We start from the raw sequence: 15,811 nt of genomic DNA on the forward strand, positions 1-15,811 counted from the left end.
GTATTTATTATACAACCCTTAAACTAAACTCATTTAAGCGTCTTCTTTAACGTACTTTTCGTATTTTCCCGTATAAATCAGGTATATTTTTAGCATTCATTAAAATCATTAAAAATTTTAATTCTTTTTTCCAATGTTCTATTTCTTCTATTAATGCTTCTTTTCCGTTATTGATTAAAATTTCTAAAAATATCCTTGATACTCCGACAGCCTTTGCTCCTAGTGCAAGGCATTTAATCACATCAAGAGGATTTCTAATACCGCCGCTAGCCAGTATATCAATTCTATTTCGGTATTCTTTTGCAATTTCCAAACTTTCTGCTGTAGTTAAACCAATTTCTTCTAAGTAACCGGATTTTTTTTCTCGACGACCATTTTCGATTTTTGCAAAATTTGTTCCGCCCTTTCCACTAATATCAACAGCAGATATGTTTAAGTTTATAGCTAGTTCTATTGTTTCTTTGTTCATACCGAAGCCGGTTTCTTTTAAGATAATAGGTATGGTAGATTTTTCGCTAATCGTTTTTAGTGTGGAATACCATGTTTCAAAATTATGATCTCCTTCAGGCATAATCATTTCTTGGAGTGGATTTGTGTGCATTTGAAGATACTGTGCTTTTGTTTGTTTAATTGCATCTAATATATCATCAACCGATTTATCTAAGCCGAGATTGACAGAATATCCTTTAGGGTAAGCATGTGCATCTTCTTTATTTTTTAATGCCGGAGAGTAAGAGCCGGGGAAAAATTTTATTCCGCATATTTTACTTACTTCTATAAAATCCTGATTTATTTTATTACATTCCTTACCACCGGCTGTAATAGCGTTAATATAGAATGGGTATTGCCAACTTATACCGCAAATATTCGTACAGGTATCAACATCTTCTAATCCAAAGCGTGGAACACTATAATAGTCAATAGCATAGTTGTCCAAGCTGGTTAGTATTGTTTTATCTTCCAATGCAAGTCGGATATGATCATTTTTTCTCATATATATTCCTCTCTACGTCTTAGTTTATTTGTAATTCTTTCAATATTAGATTTATTGAAAAAGGTTTATCAGAGTTTTTAAATCCTAAAACTATATCTCCGCTGCCGGAGCCGCTTTGTTTTCCAGCCGGAAATTTTTCTATGTATTTTTTCATTGGAGCAGTTTCCATTGGGATATTGGAAAAACTCTCTAAAAATAATAAATTTTTACGGATTTTATTAATAGTATTTAAAAATGTATTAACATCATTAGTAAAAAATGTTAAATACAGTTCACTTACTAAAGTATTTGATTGCCTGATAAAAGTTGAGTAGTTATCTATTTTACTACTTTTATTATTGTTCCAAAGTTTAATGTGTTCTCTTGTATCAATAGAATCTCCTGTCCAGTGAGCAAAAAGTTCTATCGGTATATTCGTTGATATTTTTCTTATAATAAGACCATGCCAAGGACTTTCAATTACTTCTTTATCGGAATTACTTTTTTCTATTAGTGATAAAAGCTTGTTGTGTGAGAATTTTTCGTAATAAGTTAAACCTTGTGTTAAACTCCCTGCCACATCTCCCATAGAGCTGCAAATATTATGTTTAATATTATATAGAACAACGAGTTTAAAAATTAATAAATCGTCAAAAGCAATTTTTTCGAAATTAAACATTGCTTTAGCAATAGCAACAAGAACAGCCCCTGAAGAACCTAACCCATATTTGCTGTTTTTTCCATGTAGCTCATTTAAAATAGTAAGTGAAAATGAATTTTTACTTCTTAAGTAATTCTGAGTAAATTTAATAAAATTTTGTATAAGGTGAAAATCTTTATTATCTTCATCTAAAGTTATTTTTTTATTGTACAATGTATCGAAAATAGTAGTTGTGTCACTTGGTTCTATAATGGCAGTAATTTTTTTGGAAACTCCGAGCAAGATTGCTTTTGAGTAATCTTCTAAAATAGCATATTCACCGGCAATATAGAGTTTTCCATAAGCTACTCCATACACATGATTATTTTTTTGTTCCATAATTTAGAAATTTCCTTATATAATATTTCTTGATCTTCTTTAAGATAAAGAACTTTAACATTGGGACCGGCATCCATTGTAAAATAGCAACGATAGCCGCTGTTTCGAAGTTTTTTTACTATATTCATAGCCTGATAACTTTCATCGGTTAAAAATGAAAAACCGGGTGTTGCGGTTTTGGTTGTTGAGTGCATAAGTAGAGCATTTCTTTCCGTTATTTCACCGATTTTTTCAAAATTATTATTTTCAAGAGCGTCTTTCATAGCTGCAAAATCTTTTTTTGCCTGATTAACCCAGTTGGAAAAATTGGTAGAAGTTTGAACACAACGTTCCATGGCTTCACGACTTGAGATTTTTTTTCTATTCTCGTTAACAACAAGAACCATCATTCCAAAATCAAGTGAACAAGAAAGTTCCTCAACACTACCGTCCTCAAGCCAAGAAGCAAGTTTGTAAAAGCTACGGCAAGAAGAGCCTGATCCTTCTTTAGATATTTCGATTAGTTCTTTGGTAGTTTTATTAAGATTAAAGTATTTGTTGCAAGCAAGAACTAACGCCATAGTACCGCTGGAACTGGAAGAAAGACCGGCTGCAGTAGGTACGGTATTGTAACTTTTTATACAGATTTTCTCTCTATCATGCGGAGTGAATTTTGAAATAAAGTTAATTATTTTTTTCACTTCATCATTGTTTTGTTTTTCATTATTAATGTAAAACTCATCTTCATTGGATAAACTTTTTTCGATTTTTGTTTTTGAAATTAAATTGTCTAAACGAAGTGAAAGATTTGGGTTAAATGGTAAAACGGGATTTTTTGATTTTTTCCCCCAATACTTTACCAACGCAATGTTGGCATAACCTAGACTGTAACTATCCATGAGTTATATCCTTTCTCTTTAAGCGAATTTTGAATTTTTCTTGCATTATTTAATGAATCACTAAGACAGATACAACATCCGCCGGCACCACCACCGGTTAATTTTGCACCTTTAGCATTATTTTTTTTGCAAATTTCAACAACTTCGTCATTACTTTTATGACTAACACCGAGTTTTTGAAGTAATTTATGAGACTCATACATATATTCACCGATAACATCAATATTTTTATCTTTTAAATAAGGAATTACTTCATCTGTAATTTTTCCAAGATTATCAATATATTTTTTGTATTGTTTAAAATTATCTTTTATGTGTTTTAATGTTTTTTTAGTAATACCGACAACTCCGGTATCAATAATAAGTAAAAAGCTGTTTAAAGAAAAATTCAAAATTTCAGAACCGTCCTTTTTAGAAAAAAGAAGCGGACTGTCGCTTAAAACTTGATTAACATCAATTCCACTGGGATTTCCATGGATAAATTTTTCACAATCGTTGGCAATAGTTTTTACATCAGTTATATTTTTTGAACGAGCTATTGCAACACTAAGTGCCGCAGAAGAGCCAAGACCTCGTCCTACGGGTATAGTGCTGTTAATATTAATTTCAGTTGTTTTATCAATATCACAACGGTTAGCTATAAAATCTAATATTTTATCACGTTGTTGAACAGTATTTGTTTGTTTTAAAGTAACATCAACTTGCATCTCAGGAAGTGGAATAGTAATTCCTTTGTATCCATAGACAACAGCATGCTCTCCAAAAAAAATTGCTTTAGCGTGTGTCATAATACCCTCGCAAAAATTTTTAAATTTTAAAAATAATTTCAAAAATGAAATTATAAATTCTAATGTACACTAATTATACTGATACCTTGATGATTTGTCAAACAAGTAAAGTTAAAAATATCATAACATATAACAGAGTACAAATAAAAAAGCTAATCAATAAAGTAAGTAAAAAATTTCAGCCATATTACTTTATTAATCGCTTTTTAAATTATTTAATGTTTGTGGCATTGTATACCGTAAGGTTCTAAGTGAATTAGCGTTTCGCAGTAGTAAAATTCTTTAGCTAATTTTCGTTCTATATTAACAGTTATATCATGACTTTGTTTAACATTTAAATTAGGATCTACGGTAATTGTGATGTCAATAAGATAAAGTAGCCCATGAGTACGACCCTTAATATCAACTATAGACATGACACCGTCAATATTATGCAATATTGCCTCAATTTTTTCTATAGTTTCAGTATCAACGCCATCTGTTAATACATAAGTTGCTTCCTTAAATATATTAATAGCGGTCCAAACTATTAATGCTCCGACTATTATTGCGACTATCGAATCTGCTATAGGAATACCGAAGTAAGTCATAACAATACCGACAAGCGTACCGACAGAAACCAAAGCATCACTAAGATTATCAAGAGCAGCTGCTTTCAATGATTTACTGCCGAGTTTTTTTGCCAGTTTGGTGTTATAAAAATAAACGCTAAACATAATGCTACTTGCAATAAGGGCAACAATAGCAGAAAGCATATTAGGTTGCTCATAACTGTGGGTGATAATTTTTCTGATTGCAAAAATTATCACTTCAATACCGGCATAAAGCATAATAAATGAAGCTATTAGGGTAGAAATAAGCTCAGCGCGAAAGTGACCATAAAGATGATCGTCATCAGCAGGCTTTCTGGAAATTTTTAGACCTATTAAAACAAAAATCGAAGATATAACATCCGTTGCATTATTAATTCCGTCGGCTACCAATGCGGATGAATAAAATAAATACCCGGAGGAAAGTTTTATTAATGTGAGAATTAAGTAAGATAAAATACTTAACTTAGCCCCTTGTTCAGCTTTTTTTAATTTATCAAAAATAGAATTGTTACCCATAATATACTCCTAAAATTAGTGTTTAATTATTATAACAAGTTTTAAAAAAATTAATCAATAGAAACATATTTAATTTAAAACTAAATTTGTTTCTCTTGGGCGAACTTTTTATTTTTTAAAATTTAAAATTGTATAAACGACTGTAATTAAACATAAAAATAATATAATTTCTGTAATAAATGGTGTTAGTGGGATAGAATATGCTTTTAAGACATTAAGATAACCGTATGTTGTAAGAAGCGGTATTATAGTAAAAGAAATACTGAGTAAGAACCCTGAAAATATATAAATGTACCATCTATTATGTGTAAAAGCAATATATAATGCTAATATACTTAATATTATATTTGTAACACTGCTTGCTAATGTATATATCGGATAAATATTATCTTCAAAAAGATATGGAATAATATTTATACTAAGAAATATTAAAGCTAACATCATGAGAGGTCGTAATATTTGTCTTAATGGTGCGGCGGATAATTCATTAATAATTCTGTTAGCCAAGTTTTTGACGTCCCCATAAACATCGATAAATGTTTTTCCTTGTGATTGATAGATAATAAGATCTTGCTCTATCTCAAGTAATATTATTTCAAGTTGTTTTTCATCCTTAAAAAAGGATTTGGTTCGTAGAAAGACTAAGAGTTCATCAAAATGTTTTTTATTTTCTTTCGTTAATTGGTGTTTTAGTTTATTATTGTATTTAATTAATGTTGATATTTCCATATGTGTATTTCCTTTATTGTTGTAAAATATTATTAATTGCAGTTGATATTTGATGCCAAACATGAGAAAATTCATCAATATATTCACTACCCTCAGATGTCAATGTATAATATTTTCGAGGAGGCCCATCGGTACTTTCTTTAAGATAACTGGATATTAATTTTTCTTTTTCTAATTTTAAAAGGAGGGGATATATAGTTCCTTGGGCAACCATTTCAAGCCCAAATTTACTTAGTTCTTCAGTTATTTCATAACCGTACATATCCTTATTTTCAATTAATCTAAGTACACATGCTTCGAGCGTGCCTTTCAGTATTTGAGATGTGTTAATTTTCATAAATATCTCCTTTGGGTACTTTGTTTAACAATATACTAACATATCTATGGTATTTTGTAAAACAAAATAGTTGGATAAAAAAAGAGAAACCGTTTTGATTTTCTCTAATTATACCAGCAGCCGGGGTCGAACCGGCACGATGTCACCATCGCTGGATTTTGAGTCCAGTGCGTCTGCCAATTCCGCCATGCTGGCATTACCTATATATAATAACATAAATAGTAATAGTTTGTCAAAAAAATTTTCAAATTAAATTCAAAAATTTTGTAGTGTTACAATAGATGTGAGACATATAATAAAAAAAAGAAGAGTAAATCCTGTATAATGAAGTTACCTACAAATCAAAAAAAGGAATTTAGTCTTATGAAAACTATTATAACAGAAAATATAGAAAAAACACAACGATATATACCTCATACTTTACAAACAAGAATAGCTGCAGTTAAAACTTATAGAAACGGTAACTCTATTCGTTTTGTTTGTAGGCGCTATAAAATATCAAAAGCCTCTCTTTTGCGTTGGAATAAAAAATATGACGGTACTAAAGAGTCTCTTATAGATAAGTCTCATAGACCTCATTCCATTCACCCTAACGCCCATACAGTTGAAGAATTGTCTTGGATTAAAAATCTTATTAAACGTAATCCTAATATTTCTATGATTGAATTATATGCTAAACTTAAATTCAACAAAGGTTATAAAAGACATCCTTGTTCTTTATTTAGAGTGCTTAGAAAATTAGGTTTTTATAAAGATACTAAGAAAAAAGTAATTCCTTATAAACCTAAACCCTATAATACACCTACTGAAATTGGTAAAAAATGGCAACTTGATGTGAAATATGTTCCTAAACGTTGTTATGTAGGAGAAATTCCTGATAAATTTTATCAATATACTATTATTGATGAAGCTACTAGGGAAAGATTTATTTTCCCTTTTAAAGAACAATCATCATATTCTACTGTTCAATTTGTTAAAATGGCTATTGATTATTTTGGGTATAAACCTAAGATAATTCAAACTGATAATGGTTTTGAATTTACGCATTTTAAAGATACTAAACGAATACACCCTTTTGATGTATTGTGTAATAATCTTGGCATTAAACATCAACTTATTAGACCTAGAACTCCTAGACATAACGGTAAGGTTGAACGTAGTCATAGAAATGATAATGAACGTTTTTACAGGCATTTATCTTTCTTTTCGTATGATGATCTTGTATCTCAGATGAAAAAGTATCTATATCGCTCTAACCGTCTTCCTATGCAGACTTTAAATTGGCTTTCTCCTGTTGAAAAAAGAAAAGAGCTACGGAAAGAGTCTATAAAAATATGCCGGCTTTATAATTCCTTGTTAGATAATAGATTTCACAACTTATTTGTCAAGGACAAGGGCTACGCCTTTTTCAAATCCTTGACAAATAAGTTTTAGAAATCCGAAATGTTCTCTAAGGAATTAAAGCTGGCAAATCTAATAAAATAATGTAATTTACGTCGGGGGCTTCATACGGTTTACATAGAAGCTAGCTTCTATGTAATTCTATTATATCTGGTATTTATTTTTTACTTTTTTTGTCTCACATCATTTACAAATGTACAATTTTCAAATTAAATTCAAAAATTTATTTAGTATTATAATGTGTATATTGTGATGAGTATATATAGTTAGTAATAAAACTATGAGCAAAAAACATTTTATAGTAGTTTGTTGGTTAAAATTATTTATCGTTGTTTTAAATATAAAATTATTTAAACTAATTATATTTTTATTTTCTGGAAACGTTATTTTTATTTTAATTTTATCATTAAATATCCAAGTTTATATTTTATTATTATAAATTTTTTTAACTATGTTAATACTTTATAACGATAATATCAAAATATTTATATCCAAATTTATGGACAAATTAAGAAAAAAGTAGGATAATTGAACATAGTGTTATAAAATGAAAGGATATATAATATGTACACAATTGGAAAAAATAATTATAAATTATATTTAGAAAAAAGAGGGGAAAAATTTAATCATTATTCAATAAAAAAACTTACTATAGGAACGGCTTCGGTAGCGGTAGCTGCTTCAATTTTTCTAGGAGTAGGGGGAGTTGCCCATGCAGAAGAAAAAACTGTTAATGAGAAAGTATCCGCAGTTACCAATGTTGAACTAGAAAAAAATCGATTAACAGCTTACATACAAAATATTCAGGAAAAATTAGAAAATGGCAGTTATAAAAATAAAACGGAAGAAAGCATAAATATTTTAAAACAAAAATTAAAAGAAGCAAAAAATATTTCGTCAACTGCTACTTCTCAAAAGGAAATAGATAGTGCTTACCAATCATTGGTAACTATAGTAAATTCTAAACTAGAATCTAAAAAAGAGGATAATTACAGAGAGACATCAGTTAAAATAAAAGGGAATAAGACTGATAAATCTGACATACAGGCAAGTAAAACTAATATAGAATCTAATAGTATATTGGATAAAAGTTTAAGAATGGGAACATCAAGTTTTCGTTCTGTAAATGAAACAGAAGCTAAAGACGACACTCATCACAAAAATGAAAAAAAACTTAATATTATTAATGGTAATTTTGAACAAGGGCAAGGATTACAATTGCCCCAAGGATCAACTAATATAGTGACAAATGATAAAGATAAAGTAGCAGGATGGAAAGTTGTAGATCCGACTAAACAAACGGAAATACCTATAGCTAATGCTCAAAAATCAGATTATGGTTCAAATACCTCTGATTCAAACGCCCCATATGGAGCTGTTTTGGGTGGGTATACTGAGAAAAAAACAAATCAAGGTAATCCTGGTACTACCAAAGTTGATACAATAGGTGGCATATATCAGGAGTTTGATGTTACTCCTGGTTCTGAATTATTGGTAAAATACAATTCTTCAAGTTTTGGAGCAGCTTATGGTTTTGCCGGAGCAAAATTAACTGTTTCAGATGCTGATAATCTAAGTAATATCTTATATAGCGGAGTTCCTAATTGGAGTGGTTTTCAAAACTTTGGGAAATTTGACGGAAAGATTATTAATATTCCAAAAACAGTAAAAAGAATTCGAATAACATTTGAGGATGCTGACAATTATAACCATGCAAACACGGATAATAATAAATTTGATACCAAGAATAAAACAAAAGTTTATCCAGGTGGTGTAGTAAGTAATGTTCGTGTTAACAGCGGTTCTTATATAGTATCCCAAGTAACCAAAACGAATTATGAGGTAAGTTCATCATCAAAAATAGCAAAAACGGTTGAAGTTACCGTAACTGTTAAAGTGGAAAATAAAGGCTGGGAATCATCAGCTAACACAATCTATAAAGTGAAACTACCAAAAGGTGCGAAGGTACTTTCAGGTGGCACCGAATCTAATGGAGAGTTAACTGTTAATGTCGGTAAAGTTGAAAGTCATACATCTAAAACAATTTCTTATAAACTTCAATTACCGGCTGATACACCGATAAAAGAAAGTTTGGAAGGAATTGTAAATTATGAAACCAATGGTATGGTAATTAATCAAAGTGGTATCAAAACAAAAAATCAAGGAAAAGAAACAGTAAATACACAAATAATAACTGTTAAAATGTACAAGGAAGAACTTCGTAAGAATCTAGAAACTGTAAAAAATTCATTAACAGGTTTAAAACAGTCAGATTATACAAAAGATTCGTGGAATGCGTTGCAAAATACCATAAGTAAAGCCGAAAAAATTTTGGCGGAAACAGATCAAACACCTGTGCAAGATCAAGCTAATCAAGCTACAATAAATAGTTTAGAACTTCAATTAACAAAAGATAGAGAAAAACTTGATATTGCCAAAATACTTAAAGAAAAAGAGGCAGAAATCGAAGCAAGTAAAGGAACAAAAGAAGAAAAAGAAGCGGTGAAAGCTAAAGCAAAAGAAGAAGCTGACAAAGCGAATAAAGCAATAGACGAAGCAACAACAAACGAAGACGTGACAAAAGCGAAAGACGCGGGAGTAAGTGCAATTAATAATATATCAATAAAATCAAAACAAAAGGATAAATTTAAAAAAATATTACCAGAAAAATCCAATTTGAATACTAATGAAAGAACGATAAAAAAACTGTTTAATACAGGACAAAATACAGATTTATCATTTTCAGGATTAGCTTTGGGAGTATTAGGAATGTTATTAATCGCCAAACGTCGTAAAGAAAATAAAAAGTAAAATCTACAGTAATTAACACTAGTTTCCAATACTTATTTTTGGTAAACATTAAAATATTTCTTTAAATATAATATTGCCAAAGTATAACTTATATAGTATAATATAGGAGTATATAGATTATAAAAATATTAATGTTATTTTTATAAAGGAGTGTGAATGCTGGTGGTAGTTACATTGTTTACATCGCCTAGTTGTACTTCTTGTAGGAAAGCAAAGGCTTGGTTAGTGGAAAATAATATAGAGTTTGTAGAAAGAAATATTTTCTCTGAAGCATTGACAACGGAAGAAATAAAGAATATTCTCTCAATTACTGAACACGGAACAGAGGACATTATTTCATTTAGATCTAAGACCTTTCAAAAGTTGAACTTAGATATAGATAGTATGTCAATACAAGATTTGTATAAAATTATACGTGATAATCCGGGAATGCTAAGAAGACCTATCATCGTAGACGATAAAAGATTACAAGTAGGATATAACGAGGATGAAATTAGAAGATTTCTTCCAAAAGAAATTAGAGTAAATCAATTAAATCAATTAAAACAAATAAAGAGCGAAGTTGAGTAAGTATGCCCTGATACTGCTTTTAACTAAGAAGAGAGAGGTTGATATTAGGTATCAACCTTTTTTTATGAGTATTTAATAATAAAAAGAAAGAGGTATTAGATGGAAAAAGATACTAAGTTTATAACGGGAGAAATTCATTTTTTAGAACTTGTAGAAAAAAAGAGTTCTTCTCTTGTATTTAAAGGTCCAAACGGAGAAGAAATAAATTGTAATGAATCGGATGTAGATAGCTTGAATAATTATAATCTAGGAGAAGAATACTCAATGTTTGTTTATCCTTCAAGAAGTGGAAAATTATTTTCAACGCCTAATATTCCGGAAGTTACTTACGGAGAATATGCCTTTAGCAAAGTAGTAAAAGTAGAAGAAGACAGGGTAGGTCTGGATATAGGTTTTTCTCGAGAAATTCCATTATTGGCAGAAGATTTGCCAAAATTACGAAGTGTTTGGCCAAAAGAAGGTGATGAGTTATTTATAACATTGCGTCGTGACTATACAGGGCAACTTTTTGCTCGTCTTGCAACGGAAACAATAGTATCAACACTTTATTCAAAAGCTACAAAAAATTTAAAAAATAAAGACTTGGAAGCATACCCATATCGTTTAATGAAAGTAGGAACATTCTTGTTATCAAAAGATGGATACAAAATTTTTGTTCATGAATCGGAGCGTGAACTTGAGCCTCGTCTTGGAGAAAAAGTATCGCTTAGAGTTATTGGGATAAAGGATAACGGAGAAATAAACGGTTCATTTTTACCACGTGCTTATGAACGAATGGATAAAGATGGACAGGCTATTCTTGATTATATCGAAAATAACGGGTACTGTGATTTCACCGATAAATCATCTCCTGAAGAAATAAAAGCTGTTTTTGGGATGAGTAAGGGAAGTTTCAAGCGTGCTGTGGGAAGATTGTTTAAGAATAAATTAATAATGATTGAAGAAGATGGATTATATAAACGTAAAGGAAGATAAGAAATGAGAAAAGTTAAATTAGATAAAAATGCTTTATTAGGTGGAATAGTATTAGAACATGAACGTTATCAAGTAGTTCATATGAATTTAAAAGCAGGGAATCAAACAGATTCTTACAGTAATAATAAAAATATATTACTGTTTAATATTAGTGGAAAAATTACAGTTACATTTGAAGAAACAGTTGAAATCTTAAATGAATTTGAGTTGTTGGAAGTTCCGGCAGGGGTTGAACACGTTATTACCTGCTTGGGAGATGCTCAGATCTTCATAGTAAAATTATAAAGGTGAATAATGAATTTTCAATTTTTAGGAACAGGAGCGGGGCTACCGTCTAAATTTAGAAATACTCAAAGTATCGTATTTAATTTTATGCAGGAACTTCATGAGTGTTGGATGTTTGATTGTGGAGAAGCCACACAACATCAAATATTGGAAACAACAATAAAACCTACCAAAATAAAAAAAATTTTTATAAGTCATCTTCATGGTGATCATGTATTGGGACTTATCGGTTTTTTATCATCACGAAGTTTTTTGTTGGATAAAAAAAGTACAGATTTAGAAATATACGGGCCGGTCGGTATAAAAGAATATATTTTAATGAATTTGAAATTCACATATTGTTCACTAAGTTATAATATAAAATTTATTGAATTTTCTAGCGAACAGTGTATAATAGATAATAAAACCTTGAGCGTTTATGCTTACCCATTAAGACATAATGTAGAATGTTATGGGTATAAGATGGTTTTTAAAGATCAAAAAGGTAGTTTAAATGTTGAGAGATTAAAATCACTCGGTATAGAACCCGGACCTTTTTATCGGGTGATAAAAGATGCAGATACTTTTGAATTTAATGGAAAAACTTATAATTCAACAGATTTTTTATCAGAAGATAAAAAAGGAAAGGTCATAACCGTCATAGCGGATACAAGGTATTTTATAGAGTTGAGAGATTTTGTTAAAGGAAGTGATGTATTCATTACTGAATGTACATATTTAGATAAAAAAGACCATAACTTAGCTAAAAAAAATGCTCATTTAAGTGTAATTGATGTAGAGAATTTGGTAAAAAATAATAATATTAAAAATCTATATTTAACTCATATTAGTGCAAGATATGATAAAATTATTGAAAATGAAGTGAAAAGTCAGTTGCTAAAGGAATGTAATACTTATATTGCAAAAGATTTTGCTGAATATAAAATTTAATATTTGGAGAAGCTTATGAAAAACAACACCGTAAAAAATAACCTAGAAGAAAAAACAGTGGAAGTGAAAAAAATTTTTAAAGGAAAAGTTTTAGATGTCGAAATTCATACTGTAAGTTTACCTAATGGGGAAACATCAACACGAGAATTGATTAATCATAGAGGGGCTGTAGCGATACTTGCCGTAACAAAAGATAATGAGGTGATTTTGGTAGAGCAATATAGAAAAGCTATAGACAGCGTTACTTTGGAAATACCCGCGGGTAAATTAGAAGACGGAGAAGCTGATAATAAGAAAAAATCAGCAGTACGTGAACTTCAAGAAGAAACCGGTTATGTTGTAACGGAAGATAGATTGGAAAAAATCTGTGATGTCCATGTAGCACTTGGGTATAGTTCAGAATTAATCACCATTTATTATGTAGACAATTTGGAATACGCAGGTGAGCAAAATCCTGATGAAGATGAATTTATTAATTTGAAAAAATATCCTATAGATGAGGCGATAAAATTGTTGGATGATAATGTTATAACAGATAGTAAAACAATGTTGGCATTATTATATTTAAAAACAAGGAAAGGAAAATTATAATATATGAATATTTTTGAGAAGATAATAAAAGTAATTCAAAAATCACCATACAAAGTAACCCCACAACGTGAAAAAATTGTTGAGATTTTGATAGAAAATAAAGATAAGCATCTAAGTGCGGAGGAATTGTACTTTATTCTGAAAGAAAAAACTCCGGACATTGGGATTGCTACAGTTTATAGAACTTTAGATATATTTTATGATTTGAAAATTTTAGAGAAGATTTCATTTAACAACGGTGTTTCAAAATATCATCTACGACAAGCAAATAATGAAGAATTACATCACCACTTAATATGTACAGAATGTAATGTAATAGAAAAAGTCTCAAATCCAATATTTAATAAATTGATAGAGTATATGAAAAAAGAGTATGAATTTGAGGTTCAGGATAATTCGTTATCTTTCTATGGTATTTGCAAAAAATGCAAAGATAAAAAAGGTGCGAAGTAATGGTTCTTGATAAATTAGAGAAGATTTTATTACTTATAGCCGGTGTAGTTTACGTAATTTATATAATTTTTCTGGGAACTACTATAAAATTATTTAAAAATTATGTTGGTAATGAATATTTACGCACGAAAATTGTTGATCAGATAAGAGAACAAACAAAACTTACACAAGATAGTGCAAATGTATCAACAAAAGATATGCATTTTATTTTTCAGGTAATGGGACAGCTTGCTTGGATATATTTTGCGTTATTAATAGTTTTATTTCTCTTGATGATATTTATGTTATTTAAGAAAGGCATTAATCATAATATCGTAGCATTTTTATTACTGTTATACAGTGTTGTGCTGTTGGTATTCAGTTTAGGAATATTATTTATTAGCTGTATAATTTATTTCCTTATAGGGCTTAGAATTATATTAACAAGAAACAAAGAACAAAGAGTGTAATTAAGGCGAACATATTTGTCTTGGTTATGCTCTTTAACAATAAAACATTTAAAAGGTGATAATTAAATGAATATTAGAGAAAATTTTAATAATATCCAAAATAATATAAGAAAAATATGTAAGAAAAAGGGTAGAAATCCTGAGGAAGTGCAGTTAATAGCAGTAACAAAATATGTAACTGATAAACGAGTTGCGGAGGTGATAAATTCAGGAATAACAAACTTTGCAGAAAATAGATCGGATAATTATAGTAAAAGAAAAAATATTTTTCCAAATTATACGTGGCATTTAATCGGTAGTTTACAAACTAGAAAAGTAAAAGATGTGATAAATGAAGTGGATTATTTTCACGCTTTGGACAGAGAAAATTTAGCCAAAGAAATCAATAAAAGGGCGACAAAAGAAATTAGTTGTTTTGTACAAGTGAATGTATCCGGTGAAGAAAGTAAACACGGTTTAAAAGTCGACGAAGCGGAGAATTTTATTAAATCATTAGAAAACTATTCAAAAATAAAAGTCGTTGGACTTATGACAATGGCACCGTTTATTGAAGATGAAATTATATTGAGAAATTGTTTTAGAGAATTAAAAATGCTACGGGACAGAATCAAAAATTTGAATTTACCTTATGCTCCATGTAAATACTTATCAATGGGAATGAGCAATGATTATAAAATCGCACTGGAGGAAGGTGCAACACATATTCGTATAGGAACTGCTTTAGTTGGGAATGAATTAAAGAGGGATTAAATTTGAAAAAAAATATTACAGTTGAAGAGTTAGATATTATCGTAAAATATCGAAAAAATATGAAAAATATTTATTTGAAAGTTGAAAAAGATGGGAATATTACAGTCTCTGCACCTCCCAAAACACCGAATTATATTATAAAAAAATTGGTATGTGACAATATTAAAGAAGTAAAAACTAGAATTGAAAATATTAACCAAAGCAATTCAAGTAGAGAGTATGTAACCGGAGAGAAATTTTATATTTTCGGTAAAGAAAGAAAACTTTTAGTAGAAAATGCGGATAAAAATTTTTTAGTTATCTCCAATAGTATTATATTAGGAATTACTGATAAAACTGATAAAGAAAAATTTATGGGTAGGAAGTTAAGACAAGTTCTTCTAACAGAGGCTAGAGAATTTGTAAAACATTATGAGAGAATAATGAATGTTAAGGTAAACGAACTTAGAATAAAAAAAATGAAGACACGTTGGGGAACTTGTAATATAGAAAAACAAAGAATTTGGGTTAATGAAGAGCTTACAAAATACCCGATAGAATGTTTAGAACATATCGTAGTTCATGAAATGACGCACTTATTAGAAACACATCACACACCTAGATTTTATAAGTTATTAGGAAAATTTTATCCGAATTATAAGGAAAATGATAAATTGCTAAGGGAGTTTTCAAAAAAATCGTAAAAAAATAAGAAAGTATAACTTGCTGGAATATTTGTGAAATAATATATAGTTTTTTATTAT

Annotated in this window: 17 protein-coding genes, 1 tRNA gene and 1 pseudogene; 11 read left to right on the forward strand and 8 right to left on the reverse strand. The window is 29.5% G+C overall.

The features are described from left to right. Positions 1–46 precede the first annotated feature (46 nt). The 8 genes from fni to AXE85_RS01910 all read right to left on the reverse strand — a co-directional run bounded on the left by fni (position 47) and on the right by AXE85_RS01910 (position 6,048). Positions 47–994: a type 2 isopentenyl-diphosphate Delta-isomerase gene (fni, locus tag AXE85_RS01875; RefSeq protein WP_062172839.1), complete on the reverse strand. Its 948-nt coding sequence runs from the start codon at positions 992–994 to the stop codon at positions 47–49. Between the two features lie 19 nt (positions 995–1,013). After that, a complete protein-coding gene (locus tag AXE85_RS01880; protein WP_062172841.1) occupies positions 1,014–2,012 on the reverse strand; it encodes a mevalonate kinase family protein in 999 nt (332 codons plus the stop codon). Beyond that, positions 1,979–2,890: a diphosphomevalonate decarboxylase gene (gene mvaD / locus AXE85_RS01885; protein ID WP_062172843.1), complete on the reverse strand. Its 912-nt coding sequence runs from the start codon at positions 2,888–2,890 to the stop codon at positions 1,979–1,981. Before mvaD ends, AXE85_RS01880 begins: the two co-directional genes overlap by 34 nt. Further along, complete coding sequence (gene mvk, locus AXE85_RS01890) at positions 2,872–3,678, reverse strand: mevalonate kinase (RefSeq protein ID WP_062172845.1); 807 nt, start codon at positions 3,676–3,678, stop codon at positions 2,872–2,874. The genes mvaD and mvk overlap by 19 nt, the downstream gene beginning before the upstream one ends. Positions 3,679–3,893: 215 nt before the next feature. Further along, positions 3,894–4,787 carry a cation diffusion facilitator family transporter gene (locus AXE85_RS01895; RefSeq protein WP_062172846.1) on the reverse strand — a complete coding sequence of 298 codons (894 nt, stop codon included), beginning with the start codon at positions 4,785–4,787 and terminating at the stop codon, positions 3,894–3,896. A 108-nt stretch (positions 4,788–4,895) separates the two neighbouring features. Further along, the gene (locus tag AXE85_RS01900) at positions 4,896–5,516 is read right to left on the reverse strand and encodes a DUF1129 domain-containing protein (RefSeq protein ID WP_062172848.1); all 621 of its coding nucleotides are present in this window, start codon (positions 5,514–5,516) and stop codon (positions 4,896–4,898) included. A 13-nt stretch (positions 5,517–5,529) separates the two neighbouring features. Further along, complete coding sequence (locus AXE85_RS01905) at positions 5,530–5,853, reverse strand: PadR family transcriptional regulator (RefSeq protein WP_082729112.1); 324 nt, start codon at positions 5,851–5,853, stop codon at positions 5,530–5,532. Positions 5,854–5,964: 111 nt separating this feature from the next. Beyond that, positions 5,965–6,048: transfer RNA gene (locus AXE85_RS01910), tRNA-Leu, on the reverse strand. A 168-nt stretch (positions 6,049–6,216) separates the two neighbouring features. Here AXE85_RS01910 and AXE85_RS08215 point away from each other — a divergent pair. The 11 genes and pseudogenes from AXE85_RS08215 to AXE85_RS01965 all read left to right on the forward strand — a co-directional run. Then, a pseudogene (locus AXE85_RS08215) lies at positions 6,217–7,167 on the forward strand (DDE-type integrase/transposase/recombinase); the annotation flags it as partial. A gap of 651 nt (positions 7,168–7,818) precedes the next feature. Further along, the gene (locus AXE85_RS01920) at positions 7,819–10,065 is read left to right on the forward strand and encodes a SasC/FmtB family protein (protein WP_062172850.1); all 2,247 of its coding nucleotides are present in this window, start codon (positions 7,819–7,821) and stop codon (positions 10,063–10,065) included. A gap of 156 nt (positions 10,066–10,221) precedes the next feature. Next, positions 10,222–10,635, forward strand: coding sequence for a transcriptional regulator SpxA (gene spxA, locus AXE85_RS01925; protein WP_021752501.1), 414 nt, complete (start codon positions 10,222–10,224; stop codon positions 10,633–10,635). A gap of 99 nt (positions 10,636–10,734) precedes the next feature. Next, entirely contained in the window at positions 10,735–11,610 is an 876-nt protein-coding gene (locus AXE85_RS01930) for a CvfB family protein (RefSeq protein WP_062172853.1), read from the forward strand. Between the two features lie 3 nt (positions 11,611–11,613). Next, a complete protein-coding gene (locus tag AXE85_RS01935; RefSeq protein ID WP_062172856.1) occupies positions 11,614–11,895 on the forward strand; it encodes a cupin domain-containing protein in 282 nt (93 codons plus the stop codon). Positions 11,896–11,904: 9 nt separating this feature from the next. Next, complete coding sequence (gene rnz / locus AXE85_RS01940) at positions 11,905–12,825, forward strand: ribonuclease Z (protein ID WP_062172858.1); 921 nt, start codon at positions 11,905–11,907, stop codon at positions 12,823–12,825. 15 nt (positions 12,826–12,840) lie between these two features. Further along, the gene (locus tag AXE85_RS01945) at positions 12,841–13,416 is read left to right on the forward strand and encodes an NUDIX hydrolase (protein WP_062172860.1); all 576 of its coding nucleotides are present in this window, start codon (positions 12,841–12,843) and stop codon (positions 13,414–13,416) included. A 3-nt stretch (positions 13,417–13,419) separates the two neighbouring features. Beyond that, a complete protein-coding gene (locus AXE85_RS01950) occupies positions 13,420–13,869 on the forward strand; it encodes a Fur family transcriptional regulator (RefSeq protein ID WP_062172862.1) in 450 nt (149 codons plus the stop codon). After that, positions 13,869–14,318: a DUF4064 domain-containing protein gene (locus AXE85_RS01955; protein WP_062172864.1), complete on the forward strand. Its 450-nt coding sequence runs from the start codon at positions 13,869–13,871 to the stop codon at positions 14,316–14,318. The genes AXE85_RS01950 and AXE85_RS01955 overlap by 1 nt, the downstream gene beginning before the upstream one ends. Positions 14,319–14,384: 66 nt before the next feature. Further along, complete coding sequence (locus AXE85_RS01960; RefSeq protein WP_062172866.1) at positions 14,385–15,068, forward strand: YggS family pyridoxal phosphate-dependent enzyme; 684 nt, start codon at positions 14,385–14,387, stop codon at positions 15,066–15,068. Positions 15,069–15,070: 2 nt separating this feature from the next. Beyond that, positions 15,071–15,751 carry a M48 family metallopeptidase gene (locus AXE85_RS01965; protein ID WP_062172868.1) on the forward strand — a complete coding sequence of 227 codons (681 nt, stop codon included), beginning with the start codon at positions 15,071–15,073 and terminating at the stop codon, positions 15,749–15,751. The last annotated feature ends 60 nt before the right edge of the window (positions 15,752–15,811 follow it).

Origin of the sequence: Gemella sp. oral taxon 928 (assembly GCF_001553915.1) — a bacterium.
Lineage (GTDB): Bacteria > Bacillota > Bacilli > Staphylococcales > Gemellaceae > Gemella > Gemella massiliensis.